The organism is Pectobacterium jejuense, assembly GCF_026800125.1.
Lineage (GTDB): Bacteria > Pseudomonadota > Gammaproteobacteria > Enterobacterales > Enterobacteriaceae > Pectobacterium > Pectobacterium jejuense.
The window spans coordinates 42,690-62,144 of sequence record NZ_JAPQKX010000004.1 but is presented as its reverse complement, the minus strand read 5'-3'; the positions used below and the strand labels follow the sequence as shown (position 1 = coordinate 62,144).

At 55.2% G+C, this 19,455-nt stretch carries 18 protein-coding genes; 9 read left to right on the top strand and 9 right to left on the bottom strand.

The features are described from left to right. Positions 1–53: 53 nt before the first annotated feature. The 3 genes from NXT09_RS08755 to ubiU form a co-directional block, all read right to left on the bottom strand. Positions 54–1,061: a luciferase-like monooxygenase gene (locus NXT09_RS08755; RefSeq protein WP_039548565.1), complete on the bottom strand. Its 1,008-nt coding sequence runs from the start codon at positions 1,059–1,061 to the stop codon at positions 54–56. A gap of 166 nt (positions 1,062–1,227) precedes the next feature. Beyond that, a complete protein-coding gene (locus NXT09_RS08750) occupies positions 1,228–2,106 on the bottom strand; it encodes a U32 family peptidase (RefSeq protein ID WP_268579441.1) in 879 nt (292 codons plus the stop codon). Between the two features lie 11 nt (positions 2,107–2,117). Next, positions 2,118–3,113: a ubiquinone anaerobic biosynthesis protein UbiU gene (gene ubiU, locus NXT09_RS08745; RefSeq protein ID WP_240584503.1), complete on the bottom strand. Its 996-nt coding sequence runs from the start codon at positions 3,111–3,113 to the stop codon at positions 2,118–2,120. Positions 3,114–3,469: 356 nt separating this feature from the next. Between ubiU and ubiT the strand changes: the two genes are divergently transcribed. Both ubiT and NXT09_RS08735 read left to right on the top strand, forming a co-directional pair. Further along, the gene (ubiT, locus tag NXT09_RS08740; RefSeq protein ID WP_262253153.1) at positions 3,470–3,994 is read left to right on the top strand and encodes a ubiquinone anaerobic biosynthesis accessory factor UbiT; all 525 of its coding nucleotides are present in this window, start codon (positions 3,470–3,472) and stop codon (positions 3,992–3,994) included. Continuing rightward, complete coding sequence (locus NXT09_RS08735) at positions 3,988–4,530, top strand: GNAT family N-acetyltransferase (RefSeq protein ID WP_268579440.1); 543 nt, start codon at positions 3,988–3,990, stop codon at positions 4,528–4,530. The genes ubiT and NXT09_RS08735 overlap by 7 nt, the downstream gene beginning before the upstream one ends. A 24-nt stretch (positions 4,531–4,554) precedes the next feature. On the opposite strand, the gene NXT09_RS08730 is transcribed toward NXT09_RS08735, so the two are convergent. Next, complete coding sequence (locus NXT09_RS08730) at positions 4,555–4,854, bottom strand: GIY-YIG nuclease family protein (RefSeq protein WP_268579439.1); 300 nt, start codon at positions 4,852–4,854, stop codon at positions 4,555–4,557. A 217-nt stretch (positions 4,855–5,071) separates the two neighbouring features. Here NXT09_RS08730 and NXT09_RS08725 point away from each other — a divergent pair, with 217 nt between their 5' ends. The 5 genes from NXT09_RS08725 (at position 5,072) to deoD (ending at position 11,493) form a co-directional block, all read left to right on the top strand. Next, complete coding sequence (locus tag NXT09_RS08725; RefSeq protein WP_268579438.1) at positions 5,072–6,550, top strand: amidohydrolase; 1,479 nt, start codon at positions 5,072–5,074, stop codon at positions 6,548–6,550. 663 nt (positions 6,551–7,213) lie between these two features. Continuing rightward, on the top strand, positions 7,214–7,993 hold the full coding sequence (gene deoC, locus NXT09_RS08720; protein WP_268579437.1) for a deoxyribose-phosphate aldolase: 780 nt from the start codon (positions 7,214–7,216) through the stop codon (positions 7,991–7,993). Positions 7,994–8,086: 93 nt separating this feature from the next. Next, a complete protein-coding gene (gene deoA, locus NXT09_RS08715) occupies positions 8,087–9,415 on the top strand; it encodes a thymidine phosphorylase (protein WP_268579436.1) in 1,329 nt (442 codons plus the stop codon). Between the two features lie 89 nt (positions 9,416–9,504). Further along, entirely contained in the window at positions 9,505–10,728 is a 1,224-nt protein-coding gene (gene deoB, locus NXT09_RS08710; RefSeq protein WP_268579435.1) for a phosphopentomutase, read from the top strand. Between the two features lie 45 nt (positions 10,729–10,773). Then, positions 10,774–11,493, top strand: coding sequence for a purine-nucleoside phosphorylase (deoD, locus tag NXT09_RS08705; RefSeq protein WP_010279739.1), 720 nt, complete (start codon positions 10,774–10,776; stop codon positions 11,491–11,493). A gap of 52 nt (positions 11,494–11,545) precedes the next feature. Here the strand turns inward: deoD and NXT09_RS08700 are convergent, their stop codons facing one another. The 5 genes from NXT09_RS08700 to NXT09_RS08680 all read right to left on the bottom strand — a co-directional run bounded on the left by NXT09_RS08700 (position 11,546) and on the right by NXT09_RS08680 (position 18,568). Beyond that, a complete protein-coding gene (locus tag NXT09_RS08700; protein WP_268579434.1) occupies positions 11,546–13,294 on the bottom strand; it encodes an ABC transporter ATP-binding protein/permease in 1,749 nt (582 codons plus the stop codon). A gap of 48 nt (positions 13,295–13,342) precedes the next feature. Further along, positions 13,343–15,838 carry a TonB-dependent siderophore receptor gene (locus NXT09_RS08695; protein WP_268579433.1) on the bottom strand — a complete coding sequence of 832 codons (2,496 nt, stop codon included), beginning with the start codon at positions 15,836–15,838 and terminating at the stop codon, positions 13,343–13,345. A 150-nt stretch (positions 15,839–15,988) separates the two neighbouring features. After that, complete coding sequence (locus NXT09_RS08690) at positions 15,989–16,951, bottom strand: FecR domain-containing protein (RefSeq protein ID WP_268579432.1); 963 nt, start codon at positions 16,949–16,951, stop codon at positions 15,989–15,991. After that, positions 16,948–17,490 (bottom strand): sigma-70 family RNA polymerase sigma factor, encoded by a 543-nt coding sequence (locus NXT09_RS08685; RefSeq protein ID WP_268579431.1) that lies wholly within the window; start codon positions 17,488–17,490, stop codon positions 16,948–16,950. Before NXT09_RS08685 ends, NXT09_RS08690 begins: the two co-directional genes overlap by 4 nt. Before the next feature lie 181 nt (positions 17,491–17,671). Further along, a complete protein-coding gene (locus NXT09_RS08680; protein WP_268579430.1) occupies positions 17,672–18,568 on the bottom strand; it encodes a LysR substrate-binding domain-containing protein in 897 nt (298 codons plus the stop codon). A 100-nt stretch (positions 18,569–18,668) separates the two neighbouring features. On the opposite strand from NXT09_RS08680, the gene NXT09_RS08675 reads away from it, so the two are divergent. Beyond that, on the top strand, positions 18,669–18,968 hold the full coding sequence (locus NXT09_RS08675) for a carboxymuconolactone decarboxylase family protein (RefSeq protein WP_268579429.1): 300 nt from the start codon (positions 18,669–18,671) through the stop codon (positions 18,966–18,968). Positions 18,969–18,972: 4 nt separating this feature from the next. Next, positions 18,973–19,362 (top strand): tautomerase family protein, encoded by a 390-nt coding sequence (locus NXT09_RS08670; RefSeq protein ID WP_268579428.1) that lies wholly within the window; start codon positions 18,973–18,975, stop codon positions 19,360–19,362. The last annotated feature ends 93 nt before the right edge of the window (positions 19,363–19,455 follow it).

Sequence of the window (19,455 nt, the reverse complement as noted above, 5' to 3'; positions counted from 1 at the left end):
ACGACCCTTAACGGGTCGTTTTTTTTGGTCAGAACAAACTCACTCATTCGATATTACAGCGTCTGCCGTACATCCATTGCGATTTCAAACGATCGCAGTCGCGCCTGATGATCAAAGATTTGACCGTTGATCATCACTTCATCCGCCTGCGTTTCACGCAAAAGGCTCTGCAATCCATGACGGACTTTCGCGCTATCGCCAACAATCGACAGCCGCAGTGCTTGCTCCGCACCAAACTGTTCGGCAGGCGATCCGACTGTGTCGATATTCTCTACTGGCGCGGGCAGCGGGCCCGGCGTACCACGGCGCAGGTTGATGAACTGTTGCTGCATCGAGGTGAAGAGGAAACGCGCGTCCCGATCGCTATCGGCCGCAACCACATTGACGCAAACCATCGCGTAGGGCTTGGCGTGGGTGGCAGAAGGGACAAAGTTTTCACGGTAGAGACGGAATGCTTCCAGCAACATATCGGGTGCGAAATGGGCGGCGAAGGCAAAAGGTAATCCCAGTCTCGCGGCCAGCTGTGCGCTGTACAGGCTCGATCCCAATAGCCAGATCGGAACGTGTAAGCCCTGTCCGGGGACTGCCTGTACTCCCTGACCCGGCTGTGCATCGGCAAAATAGCGTTGCAATTCCTGCACATCGCGTGGGAAATCTTCGATATCGGCATTGAGGTGACGACGCAGCGCCATCATGGTGCGCTGATCGGTGCCGGGCGCACGGCCTAATCCCAAATCGATACGGCCGGGATACAGCGATTCCAGCGTACCGAACTGCTCAGCGATGACGAGCGGCGAGTGGTTCGGCAGCATCACGCCGCCGGAGCCGAGGCGGATGCGCTGTGTTCCCGAAGCAAGATAGCCGAGAAGCACGGACGTCGCCGCGCTGGCGATACCCGTCATGCTGTGGTGTTCCGCCAGCCAATAGCGGTGATAGCCCCATTTTTCTGTATGTTGCGCCAGATCTAACGAGCGATGGAAGGCGTCACGCGCTGTCGCACCTTGCGGAATCGGCGCAAGATCGAGGACGGAAAACACGGTGGGTTGAGAAGACGTAGACATAATATGGCTCACTTTGTTGTTCACTGACTCCACCCATTCGGTGGATGCTAACGCCGTCAGTCAATGATGAAAGTCAGAACAGTATGCGGGAATGTTGCAGCGCTATGTAATTCAAAAGGTGCGCTTAGGAAGGAAAGGGCGGCTGACCGCCCTGATAGAAAAGGAGTTATTGAACGAGTTCAAGGCCAGCGACGCGACGCCAGTAGCCGTTGCAATCCGCCTGATTTTCCAGCGTTAATGGCGCATTACCTTGTTCGTTGGCGCGGAATTTATCCAACATCGCCGGTGTGCTGATATCGTTCGGGGACAGCCGGACGATATCGACCAGATCCTGCATTGATGTCAGTTCGTTGCCGAGGTTGTAGCAATAGCCGCTTTGCGTCTGAATGCCGTTGAGGACAAACACCTGCTGGTTCTCCTGCGACAGCATTTTTCTGCCTTGCGGATAGCTGAGGCAGCAGGTTTCGCATTCATCCTTTGGTCGATCTTCTGAACGAGCGGTAAAGCAGCGGGCGGAATAGGCTAACGGCAAATGGCCATAGCTGAGCACTTCCACTTCAAACTGATGGCGAAAGCCAAGCTCTTCACACTGATTCAGCAAATTTTGCAGCCAGTCGCGGGAGAGCTCAACGGGCATGCACCAGCGCACCATGCCTTGTTTATGCAGGACTCGCAGAGTGTATGCGTTGTAGCAGTTGAGCGCGTGCCCGGCGACAAACGGCAGATTGCGTTCGGCGGCGATGTTAACGGCGCCCAGATCGTTCGCTTCCAGCAAGAACTCGCCGTTCTCCACATAGCGTTTTAGCTCGGTAAGTTCAGACGGCGCTTGTAAGAGCGCAAGCGTAGAGATCACCACCTGTTTACCGCTGTTGGCGACCTCACGAGCAACGTTGATCCAGTCTGCCACCTTCATCAGACGGCGCTTGCTGCACACCGTTTCGCCGAGATAAATGATATCGGCGCTGCTGTTCACCGCTGCCTGATAAAACGCCTCAACATCCTCTTTCGGCCAATAGTAGAGAATATTCCCTAATGCGTATTTCATGTGTTCTCCTGCTACTGCCATTTGCGGTGATAAGCGCCGAGCGTGGTTTGTGTGCCTTCTGCCACCGCACCTAGCGCATCCATCCAGGCCTGAGTGGGAACGAATGTCTCAGGATTGGCGCGGCAGCGATCGATAGCCTGTCGCCATACCTGCGTAATCTGGCTGACGTAGGCCGGGCTGCGCTGACGGCCCTCTATCTTCACAGAGGCAATATTGGCAGCCATCAGTTCAGGCAGCAGTTCCAGCGTGTTCAGGCTGGTCGGTTCTTCCAGCGCATGGTAGCGCTGTCCATCGACTAAATAACGCCCTTTGCACAATGTGGGATAACCGGCATTTTCATCGTCCTGATAGCGGTCGATCAGGATGTCGTTCAGGCGTGATTCCATGCCGTTTTCCGTCTGCTGCCAGCGTACAAATCGCGCGGGCGAGCAGGCACCTACGGTATTCGGTGATTCACCGGTCAGATAAGAAGAGAGATAGCAGCGGCCTTCCGCCATAATGCATAGGCTGCCGAAGGCGAACACTTCGAGCGGCACGGGGCTGGTGCGGGCGATTTGCTTCACCTGATGGATGGACAGCACGCGCGGCAGCACGATGCGTGAGACATCGAAATGGCGATGATAGAAACGGATCGCTTCGGTGTTTGTCGCGGAAGCCTGAACCGACACGTGACGCTCAATGTGGGGATAGCGCTCGGCGGCATATTCCAGCATAGCGAGATCGGCGAGGATCAGCACGTCGGCCCCGATCTGCGCGGCCATGTCCACGGCGCGCTGCCAGCGCTGATAGCCGTCCGGGTGCGCAAACGTATTGATAGCGATATGCAGCTTACGCCGGTGGCGGTGCACGTACTCGCGCGCTTCCTGTAGCTTCTTATCGGTAAAGTTAAGCCCGGCAAAATGACGTGCGTTGGTGTCATCTTTCAGGCCGATATAGACCGCATCTGCGCCATTATCGATGGCAGCTTTCAGTGCTGGCAGGTTGCCAGCGGGGCAAAGCAGTTCCATACACAATCCTTCATTAATCCCTTCGGGGCCGTAGCTGCTCGGTACGATCAATGATGTTCAGACTGACGATCGCGTTTATGACGGGCATTCTGCCTCTCGCCCTTACGGGTCGCCGTAAGCGATTTTTTATCAGTCGATGAATGTTGTTAACGATTGGGAATCTTAATTAACCAAATCGGTAAGGACTTTGATTTAAGGCAGTTTATGGTGCTAATCGTCGCGTAAGGACAAAATCTGTTGGGCATAATCGGATAACCGACTAAATTATTGACATAGACCTCTGCCGCGTGCGGTGGATGTGGCAAAATGCTTGCAGATTATCTGAACAGTCAGATTGCTTTAAGAGGAGTACGCCAGTGTTGGAAAAACTACGAGCGCAGATTGTGCGTCAGGGGCCGAGCTTATTAGGTAAGCCACTCAAGTTCACCCCCTTTGCGCTACAGCGTCAGGTTTTGGAACAGATGTTGGGCTGGCAGTTCCGTCAGGCGCTGGAAGAGGGCGATCTGGCATTTCTCGAAAGCCGCTGGCTGAAAATTGAGGTGCGTGATGTCGGCTTGCAGTGGTTTATGACGCTGCGCGAGGGCCGTTTGGTAGTGAGCGACGCTGAGACGCCGGATGTCAGTTTCAGTGCAGATGCGAACGATCTGATTTTGATCGCCGCGCGTAAAGAAGATCCCGATACGCTCTTTTTCCAGCGTCGTCTGCGCATTGAGGGCGATACCGAGTTAGGTTTGTATGTGAAGAACCTGATGGACGCCATTGAGCTGGAAGCCATGCCTGCGCCGCTGCGCATTGGCCTGCTGCAACTGGCAAACTTTGTTGAAGCCGGCTTACAGGAGGGCGTAGTGCAACCAACGAATCACGCGCCAGTATCATGCTAGTTCGGGTGGAAATTCCCGTTGATGCCGCAGGGATCGACAACTTATTGCGCCGTGCTTTTCCAACTGGCGCGGAAGCGGATTTGGTTCATCAACTGCGTGAAGATGGCTTATTGACGCTTGGCGTTGTGGCGACCGACGATGAAGGTGGCGTGGTGGGCTACGCGGCATTCAGCCCGGTGTTGATCGAGGGTGAGGATCGCCAGTGGGTGGCGCTTGCGCCGTTGGCGGTAGACGACAGCCTGCGCCGACAGGGCGTAGGGGAGAAGCTGGTCTACGAAGGGCTGGATGCGCTGAATGAATTTGGCTACACCGCTGTCGTGGTCTTGGGTAACCCCGCGTATTACTCCCGTTTTGGCTTTGTTCCGGCGGCAGAACAGCAGCTACATTGTCGCTGGCCAGACAGCGAATCGGCTTTTCAGGTCTATCCGCTGGCGGATAATCATGTTGTCGGTGAGGGGAGTCCTGAGGGCGAAAGCGGGTTTGAAAGCGCGAGCGGGCTGGTGGAATACGCCGAACCGTTTAACCGCTTTCTCTAACGCGACTCGCTGACCGATAGCGAATCAATACATCGTGTCTGAAATGCATAGCGTCTTGGGCTGGTCTTGTACCAGCCTTTCTTTTTGGTTTTTGCTCAACTGCTTAATGCGATATTCCAGTTTGAGTGCGTCTGAGCGACCGCCCACCAGACAGTGAAACACCAGCGTTAACTCGCCTTTTCCCCGCAGCGCTTTTGCCCCTTTTCCCATTTGATGCTGATTCAGACGACGGCTGACATCCGTTGTGATACCCGTGTACAGCGCCCCAGCGACCGTGCGCAGTATGTATAGATACCAGTGAGAATCTTCGGCGTGTTCAGTCATCGCGTTGTCTGTGGATTATTGTCTGTGGATTATTGTTTGAAAAAGCTGCTCGGCACAGCTAAACATAAATAGCACTTTCCACCAATCGTATTTCAAATAATTAGCATTTCAAAGCACTAGCATTTCAACGCTCTTGCCTTTCAAAGAACGGACACTGCATCACATTAATGGCTGTTATTCAAAGACATGCATTTCTTTTACGGATAGGGAAAAACGTATGACACTGAAACGATATATACCTCCCGCGCTGGCCGTGGCGTTTTCTTCTTGCTTCCTCTCACTGGGCTATGCCACTGAACTGGCAGAGAAAGATCGGGAAACGATTGTGAACGCCGTCGCGAATTACTCGGGCCAGATGACGACCGTTGCTCAGCAGATATGGTCAAAGCCCGAACTGGGCTATCTGGAAACCAACACCTCCCAACTGCTACAGAATGAGCTGAAAGCCGCTGGGTTCAGCGTTGAAGCGGGCGTCGCGGGTATCCCAACTGCGTTTGTGGCGACGGCGGGGAAATCCGGTGGGCCGGTTATCGGCATTCTGGCCGAGATGGATGCGCTGCCGGGCTTCTCTCAGGCCGCGACGCCGGAACGTTCGCCGGTTGCGGGTATTGAGGCCGGACATGCCTGTGGGCATCACCTGTTTGGTGCGGGATCGGTGGGCGCGGCGATTGCGCTGAAGCAGTGGCTGGAAGCGACGGGCAAACCGGGCCAAATCCGGGTGTACGGCACGCCAGCGGAGGAAGGCGGTTCCGGTAAAGTCTATATGACGCGTGAGGGGCTGTTTAAGGATGTGGATGTGATGCTGCACTGGCATCCCGGTGATGAGAATTCTGCTTCGCAAGACTATTCGCTGGCGAACGTGAACGGTAAGTTCCGTTTCTATGGTCGCTCCGCGCATGCCGCGATGGCACCAGAGAAAGGACGTTCGGCGCTGGACGGCGTGGAGGCGTTGAATTTTATGGTGAATGCGATGCGGGAACATGTGCCGCAGGAAACGCGCATTCACTATGTGATTACCGATGGCGGTAAAGCGCCGAACGTGGTGCCGGATTTTGCCGAAGTGTATTACTACGTACGTCACCCCGATCCGGCCGTGGTCGCCAGCGTGACCGATCGTATCCGTAAAGCGGCGGAAGGCGCGGCGTTGGGAACCGAAACGCGTTATGAATTTGAAATTCTCGGCGGTGTGTACAGCCTGTTGCCGAATAACGTGTTGGGAAAAGTGATGGATGACAGCCTTAGAAGCGTCGGTGCGCCGCAGTGGGATAAGGCGGATGCGGATTTTGCCACCGCGCTACAGAAAACGTTGGAGCAATCCAAGCTGCCGTCGCTTTCCAGCGCTGGTCAGATCGCGCCATACCATTTTGGTGAAACGGGCTATGCGTCGACCGATGTGGGCGATGTCAGCTGGGTGGTGCCGACGGTCGGGCTGGGAACGGCGACTTGGGTGCCGGGCGTACCTGCGCACAGCTGGCAGGCGGTGGCATCCGGCGGCATGGCGATTGGCTATAAAGGCATGGACGTTGCAGCCAAAACGCTGGCCGTCACAGGAGCGAAGCTACTGAGCGATCCCGCATTAATTCAACAGGCAAAAGCGGAGTTCGACAAGAGCCGTGGCGAGAACTTCCACTATAAGCCGCTGCTGGGCGATCGGAAACCCGCGCTGGATTACCGTAAACCTTCCGCAGGGAAATAATTTTCCTGCTCTGCCCGCGGTTTCTCCCTGTACTTAGGGAGAAGCCGCTATGCTTACTCCATACCCGTCATACTTCAAGTTGCATGTACGTTGGCTTCGCTTAGTCACCCGAATCACTTACTCAGGTAAGCTCATCGGGACTCCTTCGCTTGCCGCCTTCCTGAAACTTGAATTATTTAGGGTATATACATGAATTCAATTAGAAGCATCGGGCGATCTGCGACCGCGTGCAGACGCCTCTTTATTCCTTTATGAAGGGCGGAGCTGGTCGACAAGGCTGTCAGCGCTATTCCCCGGCTTGGCCTCATTCAGGGGAGTATGTGTGATAAAAATCACATATAATCACTATCTATTGCATTTCTCTTACATCAAGTGTGAATGAATGCACAAAATAGTCCGGCATGGCGTGTTCAAATGTCTGATGAATCGTCTTTTATCTAATGAATAAATGGGTTTCTTTCGATGTCGTTCTTTCGGTGTTGAAATAGTCACAGAATGAAGGGTAGAGGAAGGCTGATTGCGGTGAGAAGGATCTCTGTGCCGCTACAGGTTGTTTCGCCTGGGCGCTATCTTCAAGGAACCAAGTCCGCTCGCCAAACGTGCTGGTTTTGCACCAGTTAATGTTCAGGGCCGGTTAGACCGGCTGACGAGTTGGAGTGTTGTATGACCAAGCTGACCACGGCCGCGCAACGTGCGCTGGCGCTGATGGATTTAACCACGCTGAATGAGGATGATACGGATGAAAAAGTGACGGCACTCTGCCGTCAGGCGAACAGCCCGGCCGGAAAAACGGCTGCTATCTGTATCTATCCACGTTTTATCCCTCTGGCGAAAAAGATCCTGCGTGAGCAGGGTACGCCGGATATCCGCATCGCGACGGTGACCAACTTCCCGCACGGCAATGATGATGTAGCAATTGCTGTTGCTGAAACCAAGGCGGCAATCGCCTACGGCGCTGATGAAGTTGATGTCGTATTCCCTTACCGCGCGCTGATCGCAGGCAATGCGCAAATCGGTTTTGAGCTGGTGCAGGCATGTAAAGCCGTGTGTCAGGATGCCCACGTGCTGTTGAAGGTGATCATCGAGACGGGTGAGCTGAAACAAGAAGCGCTGATCCGTCAGGCGAGCGAGATTGCCATTGATGCGGGTGCCGATTTCATTAAAACCTCGACCGGTAAAGTGCCAGTGAACGCGACGCCAGAAAGTGCGGCGATCATGCTGAAGGCGATCCGCGATAAAGGCGTGGGTGAGCGCGTCGGCTTTAAAGCGGCCGGCGGCGTGCGTAACGCAGAAGATGCCGCCATCTACCTGCAACTGGCGGACGATATCATGGGCGCGGAATGGGCGACGGCACAGCATTTTCGCTTTGGCGCATCCAGTCTGCTGGCGAGCCTGCTGACCACGCTTGGCCACGCGATAGCGGCTCCGCAGGGTAGCTACTAATTACGTGCACACAGCGTACGATTTTGTTCACAGCAAATGTGCTTGCAGCGACAGGCTGCTGAGCCACATCAGAATTCATCAGGAGTACAGACCTTGTTTCTGATTCAAGAAATTATTCGTAAGAAGCGTGACGGAAAAACTCTGAGCGAAGAAGAGATCCGCTTCTTTATCAACGGTATTCGTGACAATACCGTCTCTGAAGGCCAGATAGCAGCGCTGGCGATGACCATCTATTTTCATGACATGTCGATGGACGAGCGCGTGGCGCTGACGTTGGCGATGCGTGACTCTGGCACGGTGCTGGACTGGAAGAGTCTGAACCTGAACGGCCCGCTGGTGGATAAACACTCAACTGGCGGCGTCGGGGATGTCACTTCGCTGATGCTGGGGCCGATGGTCGCTGCCTGCGGGGGCTACGTCCCGATGATCTCCGGGCGCGGCTTAGGGCATACCGGCGGCACGTTGGATAAGCTCGAAGCGATTCCGGGGCTGGATATTTTCCCGAACGATGAAGACTTTCGCCGCATCATCCAGCAGGTTGGCGTCGCGATCATTGGGCAGACCTCATCGCTGGCTCCGGCGGATAAACGTTTTTACGCCACGCGTGATATTACCGCCACGGTCGATTCAATCCCGCTGATCACCGCGTCGATTCTGGCGAAGAAACTGGCTGAAGGGCTGGATGCGCTGGTGATGGACGTCAAAGTGGGGTCGGGAGCGTTTATGCCGACCTATGAACTGTCCGAACAGCTGGCGCAGGCGATTGTCGGCGTAGCGAACAACGCGGGATGCCGCACCTGCGCATTGCTGACGGACATGAATCAGGTGCTGGCCTCTAGCGCAGGCAACGCGTTGGAAGTGCGGGAAGCCGTGCGTTTCCTGACGGGGGAGAGCCGCAATCCGCGCCTGTATGATGTTACTATGGCGCTCTGTGGTGAGATGCTACTGGCGGGCGGACTGGCAAGCTCGGCGGACGATGCGCATTCACGTCTGCAAGCCGTGTTGGATAACGGCAAAGCAGCCGAAGTCTTTGGTCGCATGGTCGCCGCACAGCGTGGTCCAGGCGATTTTGTCGAGCACTACGATCGTTACCTGCCGGTAGCGACATTAAGTAAGCCGGTATTCGCGACGCGTGAAGGCATCGTGACTGGAATGGATACCCGCGCGCTGGGCATGGCCGTCGTTTCGCTGGGCGGCGGACGCCGTCAGGCTACGGATACGATCGATTACAGCGTCGGTCTGGATAGTATGATCAGTCTGGGTGAGCGCGTTGATGCGCAGCGCCCGCTGGCGGTGATCCACGCCAATACGGAAGCGCAGTGGCAGCAGGCGGCGAATGAAGTCCGTGCTGCGATCCAACTGGGCGACACTGCGCCAGAAAAGACCCCGATGGTCTATCGTCGAGTGAGTGCAGAAGCGTGATCGCACAGGGCTGCTTAGTGGTCGTCTTGAATTGATTTTCCCCTGCCTGTCGGCAGGGCGTTAGCGCATAGCTGCGCAGGAGAAAAAGAATGAAACGTGCATATATTATGGTTCTCGACTCGTTTGGCATCGGCAGCAGTGCTGATGCAGAACGTTTTGGCGATGTCGGTTCAGATACGCTGGGCCATATCGCTCAGGCGTGTGCCGCGGGGACGGCGGATAAAGGGCGCAGTGGCAAGCTGCATTTGCCGAACCTGAGCCGTCTGGGGCTGGGTAAAGCCGCTGAGGCCTCAACGGGAACATTCCCGCCAGGGCTGGATGAAAGCGCAGACATCATCGGTGCTTACGCGCACGCCAGCGAAATCTCCTCGGGTAAAGATACGCCGTCGGGTCACTGGGAAATTGCCGGTGTGCCTGTCCTGTTCGACTGGGGCTATTTTAAAGATGAAGAGAACAGTTTTCCGCAGGAGCTGCTGGATAAACTGGTGAAGCGCGCCAATCTGCCGGGCTATCTGGGCAACTGCCACTCTTCCGGTACGGTGATTCTGGATCAGCTGGCTGAAGAACACATGAAAACCGGCAAGCCGATTTTCTACACCTCTGCGGATTCCGTGTTCCAGATTGCCTGCCATGAAGAAACGTTCGGTCTGGATAAGCTGTACGAGCTGTGTGAGATTGCCCGCGAAGAGCTGACCGAAGGCGGCTATAACATCGGGCGCGTGATCGCACGTCCGTTTATCGGCGACAAACCCGGCAACTTCGAGCGTACCGGCAACCGTCACGATCTGGCCGTTGAACCGCCTGCGCCGACCATCCTGAAAAAAATGGTGGATGAAAAAGGTGGCGAAGTGGTTTCCGTCGGTAAGATTGCGGATATTTACGCGCAGGTCGGTATCACGAAGAAAGTGAAGGCGACCGGCATCGATGCGCTGTTTGACGCCACGCTGAAAGAAATGGATAGCGCGGGCGACAACACCATTGTGTTTACCAACTTTGTTGATTTCGATTCCGCCTACGGCCACCGCCGCGATATTCCGGGCTACGCTGCCGCGCTGGAGCTGTTTGACCGCCGCCTGCCAGAAATGCTGTCCCGCGTGAAGGGCGACGACATCCTGATTCTGACGGCTGACCACGGCTGTGACCCAAGCTGGCACGGTACCGATCACACCCGTGAAAATGTACCGGTGTTGATCTATGGGCCGAACGTGAAGCCGGGCTCATACGGCCATCGTGACACTTTCGCCGATATCGGGCAGACAGTCGCGGCTTACTTTGGCCTGTCGCCTATGGACTACGGCAAATCGATACTGTAAAACACACCGTTTTTTACGTGAACTTGATTAATAAGGAATAAACGCATGGCAACGCCACATATTAATGCAGAAATGGGTGATTTCGCGGACGTTGTACTGATGCCGGGCGACCCGCTGCGTGCTAAGTACATTGCGGAAACCTTTCTGGATGATGCCCGCGAAGTGAACAACGTGCGTGGCATGTTAGGGTTCACCGGGACTTACAAAGGCCGTAAAATTTCGGTGATGGGTCACGGTATGGGTATCCCATCCTGCTCAATCTATGCGAAAGAGCTGATCACCGAATTCGGCGTGAAGAAGATCATCCGTGTGGGTTCCTGCGGCGCGGTACGTGAAGATGTTCAACTGCGTGACGTAGTGATCGGCATGGGCGCCTGTACGGATTCCAAAGTGAACCGTATGCGTTTCAAAGATCACGACTACGCGGCGATTGCCGATTTCGACATGGTGCGTAATGCTGTTGATGCTGCTAAAGCTCGTGATGTTTCTGTCCGCGTTGGTAACATTTTCTCCGCCGATCTGTTCTACACGCCAGATCCGCAGATGTTCGACGTGATGGAAAAGTACGGCATTCTGGGGGTGGAAATGGAAGCGGCCGGTATCTACGGCGTAGCGGCAGAGTTCGGTGCGAAAGCGCTGGCCATCTGTACCGTTTCTGACCACATTCGTACCGGTGCACAGACCACGTCAGAAGAACGTCAAAACACCTTCAACGAAATGATCGAAATCGCGCTGGAATCCGTTCTGCTGGGCGATAACGAGTAAGTTCACATCAGCCCGGACGTTCGCTCCGGGCTGTTTTTTCCTGTTTTTCCCTTCACATCTTTCCATAAACAACCTGCTGACTGTCCGCCGCTGGCGGTGCAACCGAAGGCTCGTCTATGTGATTCTCTGTTTGCGCTTTTTTCTCTGGTTTGAGCGGCGTTAACCGTATCTGATGTCTGAAACTGGCCTGTACGGCAGGCTGGTGGCTGACGGCCAAGACAATAGTTTGTGGCAGCGTAATCCTGATGTGTTCTAGCAGTTGAAGCGCCGCCACGTCATCGAGCTGGCTGGTGGCTTCATCTAGACAAAGCAGCGTCGGGCGCAGCAGTAGCGCACGCGCAAGCGACAGACGCTGTTGTTCGCCGCCAGATAGCTCCCGACTCCAGTTCGCCTTGTCGTCCAGACGAGGAATCAGCGCGGTCAGCCCGGTTTGTTCCAGCACTGCGGTCAGCTGTGCGGTATCCGCTAACTGCGCCTGCGGGTAACACAGTACCTGACGCAGCGTGTCCTGCGGTAAATAGGCTTTTTGCGGCAAAAACAGCGCGCGGCCCGCCGGGAAATACCAGTCTCCTTGTGAGACAGGCCATAGCCCCGCGAGCGTGCGCAGCAGCGTGGTTTTTCCCGTGCCGCTGGCTGCGTTAAGCGTCGCCCATTCGCCAGACTGAAGCGTGAGCGTCAGCGGGGCGAAATACGGCGAACCATCGGGGCGCGGTACGGACAGCGCGTTGATATGCAGAGTATGACCTTCATGGCGCGGAGCGTCTGGTGTTGGCAATTGCTGTAAGCGGTGCTGGAATTCCCACAGGCGTTCAATAGTGGAAGACCACTGAACCAGCTGCCGATAGGCATCGATAAACCAGCCAAAGGCGTCCAGCACATAGCCGAAGGCGGATCGCGCCTGCATAATCGCCCCGAGGCTAATCTGACGTGCGAGAAACAGCGGCAGCGTAGCGAAAACCGGGATAATCAGGCTGAAGCGGAAATAGCTGGTCGTAAAGCTCTCCAGCCGGAATTCCCGCGCCATTAAGCGCTGCCAGTTTTGCACGATGGGCTGGAAATACTGCCGCATCCGCTGCTGCTCGGCGTCACTCCCTTGGTAGAACGCAATCTGCTCGCTGTTATCCCGCACCCGCAGCAGCGTGGCGCGATAGTCGGCCTCTGTCCGCTGACGTTCAATATTCAGCTTGTGCAGGCGGTGTCCCAGCAGGTGCGTCACGATGCTGGCTACTGCGGCGTAAACCAGCGCGATCCACACCAGATAGCCGTGTATCGTGAGGGTGTAGCCGCTCAACGTGAAGGTATGGACGCCGGAAAGCTGCCAGAGAATCGCGATGAAAGAGAAAAAGCGGGCGGTATTTTTCAGCAGCGAAAGCAGGAGTTCGAGGCTTTGTTCGATCAGCAGGCGAATATCTTCCGCGATGCGCTGATCGGGGTTATCCAGCCCTGAGTTGAGCCGATAGTGGGCGTGATTGCGCAGCCAATCCTGCTCATACTGCTGCGTCATGGTATCGCGCCAGCGGATAATCAGCTGTTTCTTGAGCCAGTTGCCGCAGATGATGACCAGCACGAACAGCAGTGTATAGGCCAGATAGCGCACGGCCATATCGTAGACTGAGGCGTGCTGAAAATAGTCTGCCAGCGCGTCGTAAAAATCCCGACTCCAGTTATTGTACTGCACGCTGATCCACACGACGGAGAGCGTCAGGCTCATAATCAGCAACAGCAAAAACCACAGCAGCGTGGCGCGTGTAGTCAGCCAGATAGGCGCGACCAGTGAATAAAAGCGTCTAAGCGTTTGCATAATGGATGGGGCGATGGCCTGCCAGCAGAAGCCGGCAGGCGTGTTCGCTTAGAAATTCCACTTCGCAGTTAGCATGAAATTACGCGGATCGCCGTAATAGTTGTTGCCGCTAAGATGGCGGTTGTTCAGGTTTAAGAAGTAAGTTTTATCCGTCAGATTATTACCCACCAGATTGAAGCTCAGGTTTTTGCTGTGTTGATAACGGATATTGGCGTTAAACAGGGTGTAACCGCCCTGATGCAGGCCATAAGCCCGATTAGGGTAGGTTTGCGTCTCGGTCTGTGCCGTCATACCCGCGCCAATCGTCCATTGGTTCAACTCACCCGGCAGATTGTATGAGGTGTAGAGCTTGAACATATGCTTCGGCGTGCGCGGGCTGAACTGTGCGGCTCTTTCGCTTGCGCTGCCTTCAAGATATTTACTGTTGGTCAGGGTATAACCCGCCTGAATCTGCCAGCCTTCGGCCAGTTTGCCCGTGACATCGAACTCGACACCCTGGCTGCGTACTTCGCCTTGAGCTTGGGAGCAGCTTGTCCCGATCAGGCAAACCGAGCTATCCGCGACCGCCATCGCACGGTTCGCCTGAATGATGCGGAACAGCGCCAGCGAGGTATTCAGATCACCATCAAAGAACTCGCCCTTCACGCCGGTTTCATAGTTGGTGCCGGTAATGGCGGGCAGCAGCTTACCGTTGCGGTCTTTCTCACTCTGCGGCTTGTAGATCTCAGCGTAGCTCAGATACCAGGTGTAGTTGTCGGCGAAGTCCCACAGCAGTCCGCCGTAAGGCACAAACTCATTGCTGGCATGCAGGCTGCTGAGTGAGGACGTATTGCGGAAATGGTTAGTGAAATATTCGTCATAGCTGTAGGCGCTGTAGCGGCCACCCAGAATCAGTTTCCAGTCATCCGCCAGCTCGAATCTGGCCGTGGCGAACGCGCCGCGCTGATACAGATTAAAGCGGTCGTTGTAGTGATTGCTGTAGAGACTCGTATTTGACCAGTCTGGTTCTGCCAGCGAATTCGGCTGCCAGTTGAAGATATTCACGGTGCTGGTGTTGTTAATGCGGATATGATTGTTATCGAAGTTCTCTTTCTGATAATCACCGCCTACCACCAGTTCATGGTTGCGTCCCAGCAGTTCGAACGGGCCGTTCAGGCTCAGGTTGTAACCCCACTGTTCGGCCTTGTTGCCGTAGCGCAGGTTATTGTTCAGCGACGAATTTCCCGTTGCTGGATTGACGCCGCTGGTGCCGTTCATGATACCGATATAGCTGCTGTTCGCGCGGGAATGGATATAGTTCAGCGCGGTTTTCAGCGTCCAGTCGTTATCGAAGTGGTGCTCCAGTTCGACAAACGGGTTAATTTTTTCAAACTCGATCCGGTTCCAGCTTGCGCCCAGATAGGTGGATCGCGGCAGGTTCAGGCTACTTTTATTGGTGGCGAACGGGATGCCATATACATCAGGCACGCCCCGGGTCTTTTGCCAGTTGATGCCGCCGGTGACCGTGGTGGATGGCGTCAGATCGTAGGCCAGCGTACCGAACAGCACTTTTCTTTCGCTGTGCTCGTAATCTTTAAAGCTCTGTCTATCCTGATAAACCCCAACGAGACGGCCGCGCAGGCTGGCATCGTCGTTCAGCGGCCCGGAGACATCGAGCTCGCTGCGGTAATTATCCCAACTGCCCGCGCCAACGCTGCCGGATGCCTGAAAGTTGTGGGTAGGCTGTTTGCGCACCAGATTAACGGTGCCGCCGGGTTCGCCATTGCCTTGTGACAGGCCGGACGCGCCGCGCAGAATCTCGACGCGGTCATAAATCGCCAGATCGGGTGATTCGCTGGAGGCTTGCACCGCACCCATATTGGAGACGCTGTTCTGGCTGGAGAAGTTAACGCCGTCTTCCTTGATATTATCCATCACGAAAGCACGCGATTCGTACTTCACCTGATAGCTATTCTGATTGACCACGTTAATGCCGGTGGTTTGCTTCATCGCCTCATCCAGTGAGGTCATATTCTGATCGTCCATCCGCTGGCGTGTGACGACGCTCACCGACTGCGGCGTTTCTCGCGGCGACAAATTCAGCTGCGTTGCGGTGTTCATGCTACGTGTGGTGTAGGACTGGGTGCCTTCGGTCACACCGTGGCGGTTGACGCCCGCTACGACCAGCATTTCATCCCCCTGCGGTATTTTCTGTAAGCGCCAGACGCCGTTAGGCTGCGGAATCACCTGAAGCCCGCTTCCTGCCAGCAGCGCCGAAAATCCGCCGTCGACGCTGTAATTCCCTTGCAGGGACGGCCCGGTTTTTCCGGTCGCCAGCTGTGCATCGCCGACTAGATAAACGCCCGACTGGGCGGCAAACTGGTTTAGCTGCTGGTTAAGCGGACCGGCAGAGATGGAATAGGGTTTGGTTGCCGCCGCGACTGTTGTTTCTGCCGCCGTTGCGGTGGAATGCACGACCAGCGGTGTGCCGCACAGCAGCAGATGAACGGCAATTGCCAGTTTGGACGGTGTGCGCTGTGTAGAGAAAAATGGAATCAATGCCATGAAAATTCGCCTTCTGACCCAGAGTAAAAATTGGTGGTTTTACTGTGAATCGAACGACAGTGGAAAAAGGGGAACTCAAAAGAGAAAATTTTTGGCTGCATCCCCAAAAAACGGTATCCAAAAAAGTGGTATCCGAAAAAGCGGGCGAGTTCAGCGCGGTTCTACGGTCACCCACCACGGAAAACGGCGATGGATGCGAACCGGGAAGGCCTGCGCCAGCATGTTCAGTGCCATGTCGGTATCGGCTAAGGGGAAGGTGCCCATCACGCGTAAATCCGCGATAGCAGGCTGGCACGCCAGATAGCCGTGGCGATAGCGGGACAGCTGCGCCACAACGTCCCCCAGCGGCATGTTGTCCGCCTGGAGCACGCCGTGTGACCAGTCGGCATCGTTCTGCTGGTTGGGCACGATGTTACCCTGACCGTCGGCGTTAAAGCGCAGGTGATAGCCCGCATTGACCCGACGTGCGGGGGAAGCGTATTTGGCGCTGGCGTCGACCGCGTGTTGGTAAACGGTCAGCGTGGTGGCATCCGGTTCCTGCGCGACGCTGAAGCGTGTGCCTAGCGCCTGCAAGCGCCCTTGTGCGGTGGTGACGAAGAAAGGGCGGGCGTCGGCGGCGGTATCAATCAGAATGTCCCCTGCTAGTAGGGCAATTTCCCGACGCCGATCGCTGTAGCGGATATCAATCGCGCTGGCGGTGTTCAGCCACAGTCGGGTGTTGTCCGGTAAGGTCAGCGGTTTGATTTCTCCTACTGCGCTGTGATGATCGGCCGTCATCGCCAGCAGCGAGCCTTTTAACGGTGTGTGGCGATAAGTCAGCCAGGACAGCAGAGAACCGGTGCTGAGCAGCGCGGCGAGCTTGAGCGCACGGCGGCGTGTCATCGGCGCAGGCTGGTGCAGCAGCGTATTCAGCGCGGGTTGTTGACTGTCGCCACGCAGCGGCTGGAAACGCTGGCTGACCGTTTGCACGAATTCCCAGGCCTGGCGATGTTCCTCACTTTCGTCCATCCAGCGCTGCCAGTGGTGATAGTGTTCATCGTCAGGTTCCCGATCGCACAGTTGGGCGTACCATTGCGATGCCTGCTGCAAGGCGATAAAGCTGGGCTTATTCATGAATGAACGGCCTGACTGTCCGCGTCTATCTCCGCTTCCAGCAGTACACAGTGCAGCATGGCCTGCGCCATGTATTTTTTCACCATGCGTTCGGAAACGCCCAGCGCCGTAGCAATTTCTCGATAGGGCAATCCCTGAACCTGCGCCATGATAAAGGCGGCGCGCACCTTCTCCGGCAGCGCACGCAGCATGGCATCAACCTGATACAGCGTTTCGAGAATGATGTTGCTGTCTTCCGCCGACAGGGCAACTGGCTCCGGCTGTTCGGCTAATGAGGTGAGCCAGACTCGCTCAATTTCCCGTTTGCGCCAGAGATCGACGCACATGCCTTGTGCCATCACGCTCAAGTAAGCCCGCGCGCCTGCGTGGCTGTCGAACTGGCGCGGTTTTAGCAAGAGCCGTAAAAATACATCCTGCGCCAGATCGGCCGCATCACACAGATTCCCCAGCCGTTTGCGTAATAGCCCCTGTAACCAGCCATGATGCTGACAATAGAGCTGGTGCAGATCTGCTGAGGTATCAATATTGGCTGATGACATGTCTGGTGCCTGAAACGGAGCGATAGGAGGTCAAATTTCAGGCGCATATTAGTTGAGAATGATTTTTATTTCAATGCTAAGGAAAATGTGGGTACTGATGGGGAGAGGGAAAATATCCCACCCGCGTACGACTACTAGGGGGCGTTTAAGTAAACCCGTGGGAGACTGACCTTTAGGTTGATCATGGCGACTCAAGCTTCACATTTAACAGCGCCTTTTCCATCAACTGTCCCAGAACTGCCTGCACGTTGTGAATGGCTTGATTCTCAGTCCTTTGCTCCAGCCTAATGCCGAGAGTTCCTGGTGAGGGTAAAACATTCCCCATTATGTGGAGATTGTTGGGCATCCCGATACGCGTACGCACGGTAATACCCAGTCCGGCCTGCACTGCTGCCCAGATACCGCTCAGGCTATGGCTGATAAACACCACTTTCCACGCAATACCAGCCCGGTCTAAGCAGGTTGTGGCACGTGAACGCATCAGGCACGGGCTTTCAAGCATCACTAACGGCAAGGGTTCCCCCCGTGCTAGTAGTGTGTTGATGTCTAAATCTGGATGCTTTATCCACTCCAACTGGCATTGGTCGATCAGTCGGCCTTCACGCGTGGTGTTCTCCGGCTGCCACAGTAGTGCCATATCAAGTGCGTTGTTATCCAGCGCGGTGAGCAGCGCCTGGTTACGATCTACTCGAGCAATAATCCGCAGTCCCGGATGGTGGCGTTTGAACTCGCCCAAAATACCAGGCATCAGCGACTCGCCAAAATCTTCCTGCATGCCAATGCGGATTTCCCCCTGCAATAGCTCACCTTTCACCGCTCGCTGCGCCTCATCATTCAGTGCCAACAGACGACGGGCATAGCCTATCAATATCTCGCCTGTATGGGTCAACACCAGGTGACGGCCCTGCTTTACCACCAGTTTGGCACCGCACTGTTGTTCCAACTTTTTTAGTTGGGCGCTTATCGCCGAGGTTGAGCGGCAAAGCCGTGTCGCAGCCAGTGCAAAGCTGCCGCACTCCATACCCGTCACAAAACTGCGTAGCGCATCAAGGTCAAGCGTCAGAGAGAGTTTGTCCATTATCGTCCTGCAATTCGGGATGGTTGTTTGAAAATAATTTGATTTTCGGGATGAAACTATCGCGCCAGAATTGATCTACTGTCAATACGGAGAAAATACCATGGCGAAATCGCTCGATCGTGAAACGTTGGCCCGCGTCGCACCGAAACTGGCTGAACTGAGCATAGACACACTGTTTAATGATATTTGGAAGCGTGAGATGCTTTCTCCGCGTGAGCGTAGTCTGATCACACTGGGGGCCCTGACGGCGCAAGGGCGCGTGCAGCAGCTTCCTTGGCATATCAACTTCGCTCAGCAGAATGGGTTAACCCGTGAAGAGATCGTTGAGGTTTTCACTCATCTGGCATTTTATGCAGGCTGGCCAGCGGCCGTTTCCGCCCTCGGTTGTTTGGAGGAATAAGGAAATGCCTTTCACCCGTATCACCCTGCGTCAGGGTTATAGTGACGCACAGATAAGTCAGATCTCCGATATTCTGCAACAAAGCCTGATAGGTGAGTTTGCTGTCCCGCCTGCCGATCGCTTTCAAGTGTTTGAAACGCTGCCAGCCGGCCAGCGCATATTTGACAGGCATTATAAAAGTGGCGGACGTAGCGACGACTTTATGCTGTTCCATATTTTTGCGGGAAAACCTAGAACCCGTGAGCAGAAGCGAAACTTATTCCGCTCGCTAAGCGAGCGACTGCATAGTGCGCTGAATATTCATCCGAATGATGTGATGGTGATAATCCAGTTCAACACTGCCGATGAATGGAGTTTCAGCAACGGCCAGATGCTGTCGGAGGAGAGATTATGATTGTGATGCAATACCGCTTCACTCTGCTAGCTCCCAACTAAGCAAAAAAGCTGCTATCACCTAATGAAATAGCAGCTTTTATCAACATATTCT

Bases quoted from the DNA above. Each gene is read 5' to 3' on its own strand.
- NXT09_RS08755 (WP_039548565.1), bottom strand. From the start codon at position 1,061: ATGTCTACGTCTTCTCAACCCACCGTGTTTTCCGTCCTCGATCTTGCG.
- NXT09_RS08750 (WP_268579441.1), bottom strand. From the start codon at position 2,106: ATGAAATACGCATTAGGGAATATTCTCTACTATTGGCCGAAAGAGGAT.
- ubiU (WP_240584503.1), bottom strand. From the start codon at position 3,113: ATGGAACTGCTTTGCCCCGCTGGCAACCTGCCAGCACTGAAAGCTGCC.
- NXT09_RS08735 (WP_268579440.1), top strand. From the start codon at position 3,988: ATGCTAGTTCGGGTGGAAATTCCCGTTGATGCCGCAGGGATCGACAAC.
- NXT09_RS08730 (WP_268579439.1), bottom strand. From the start codon at position 4,854: ATGACTGAACACGCCGAAGATTCTCACTGGTATCTATACATACTGCGC.
- NXT09_RS08725 (WP_268579438.1), top strand. From the start codon at position 5,072: ATGACACTGAAACGATATATACCTCCCGCGCTGGCCGTGGCGTTTTCT.
- deoC (WP_268579437.1), top strand. From the start codon at position 7,214: ATGACCAAGCTGACCACGGCCGCGCAACGTGCGCTGGCGCTGATGGAT.
- deoB (WP_268579435.1), top strand. From the start codon at position 9,505: ATGAAACGTGCATATATTATGGTTCTCGACTCGTTTGGCATCGGCAGC.
- deoD (WP_010279739.1), top strand. From the start codon at position 10,774: ATGGCAACGCCACATATTAATGCAGAAATGGGTGATTTCGCGGACGTT.
- NXT09_RS08700 (WP_268579434.1), bottom strand. From the start codon at position 13,294: ATGCAAACGCTTAGACGCTTTTATTCACTGGTCGCGCCTATCTGGCTG.
- NXT09_RS08695 (WP_268579433.1), bottom strand. From the start codon at position 15,838: ATGGCATTGATTCCATTTTTCTCTACACAGCGCACACCGTCCAAACTG.
- NXT09_RS08690 (WP_268579432.1), bottom strand. From the start codon at position 16,951: ATGAATAAGCCCAGCTTTATCGCCTTGCAGCAGGCATCGCAATGGTAC.
- NXT09_RS08685 (WP_268579431.1), bottom strand. From the start codon at position 17,490: ATGTCATCAGCCAATATTGATACCTCAGCAGATCTGCACCAGCTCTAT.
- NXT09_RS08680 (WP_268579430.1), bottom strand. From the start codon at position 18,568: ATGGACAAACTCTCTCTGACGCTTGACCTTGATGCGCTACGCAGTTTT.
- NXT09_RS08675 (WP_268579429.1), top strand. From the start codon at position 18,669: ATGGCGAAATCGCTCGATCGTGAAACGTTGGCCCGCGTCGCACCGAAA.
- NXT09_RS08670 (WP_268579428.1), top strand. From the start codon at position 18,973: ATGCCTTTCACCCGTATCACCCTGCGTCAGGGTTATAGTGACGCACAG.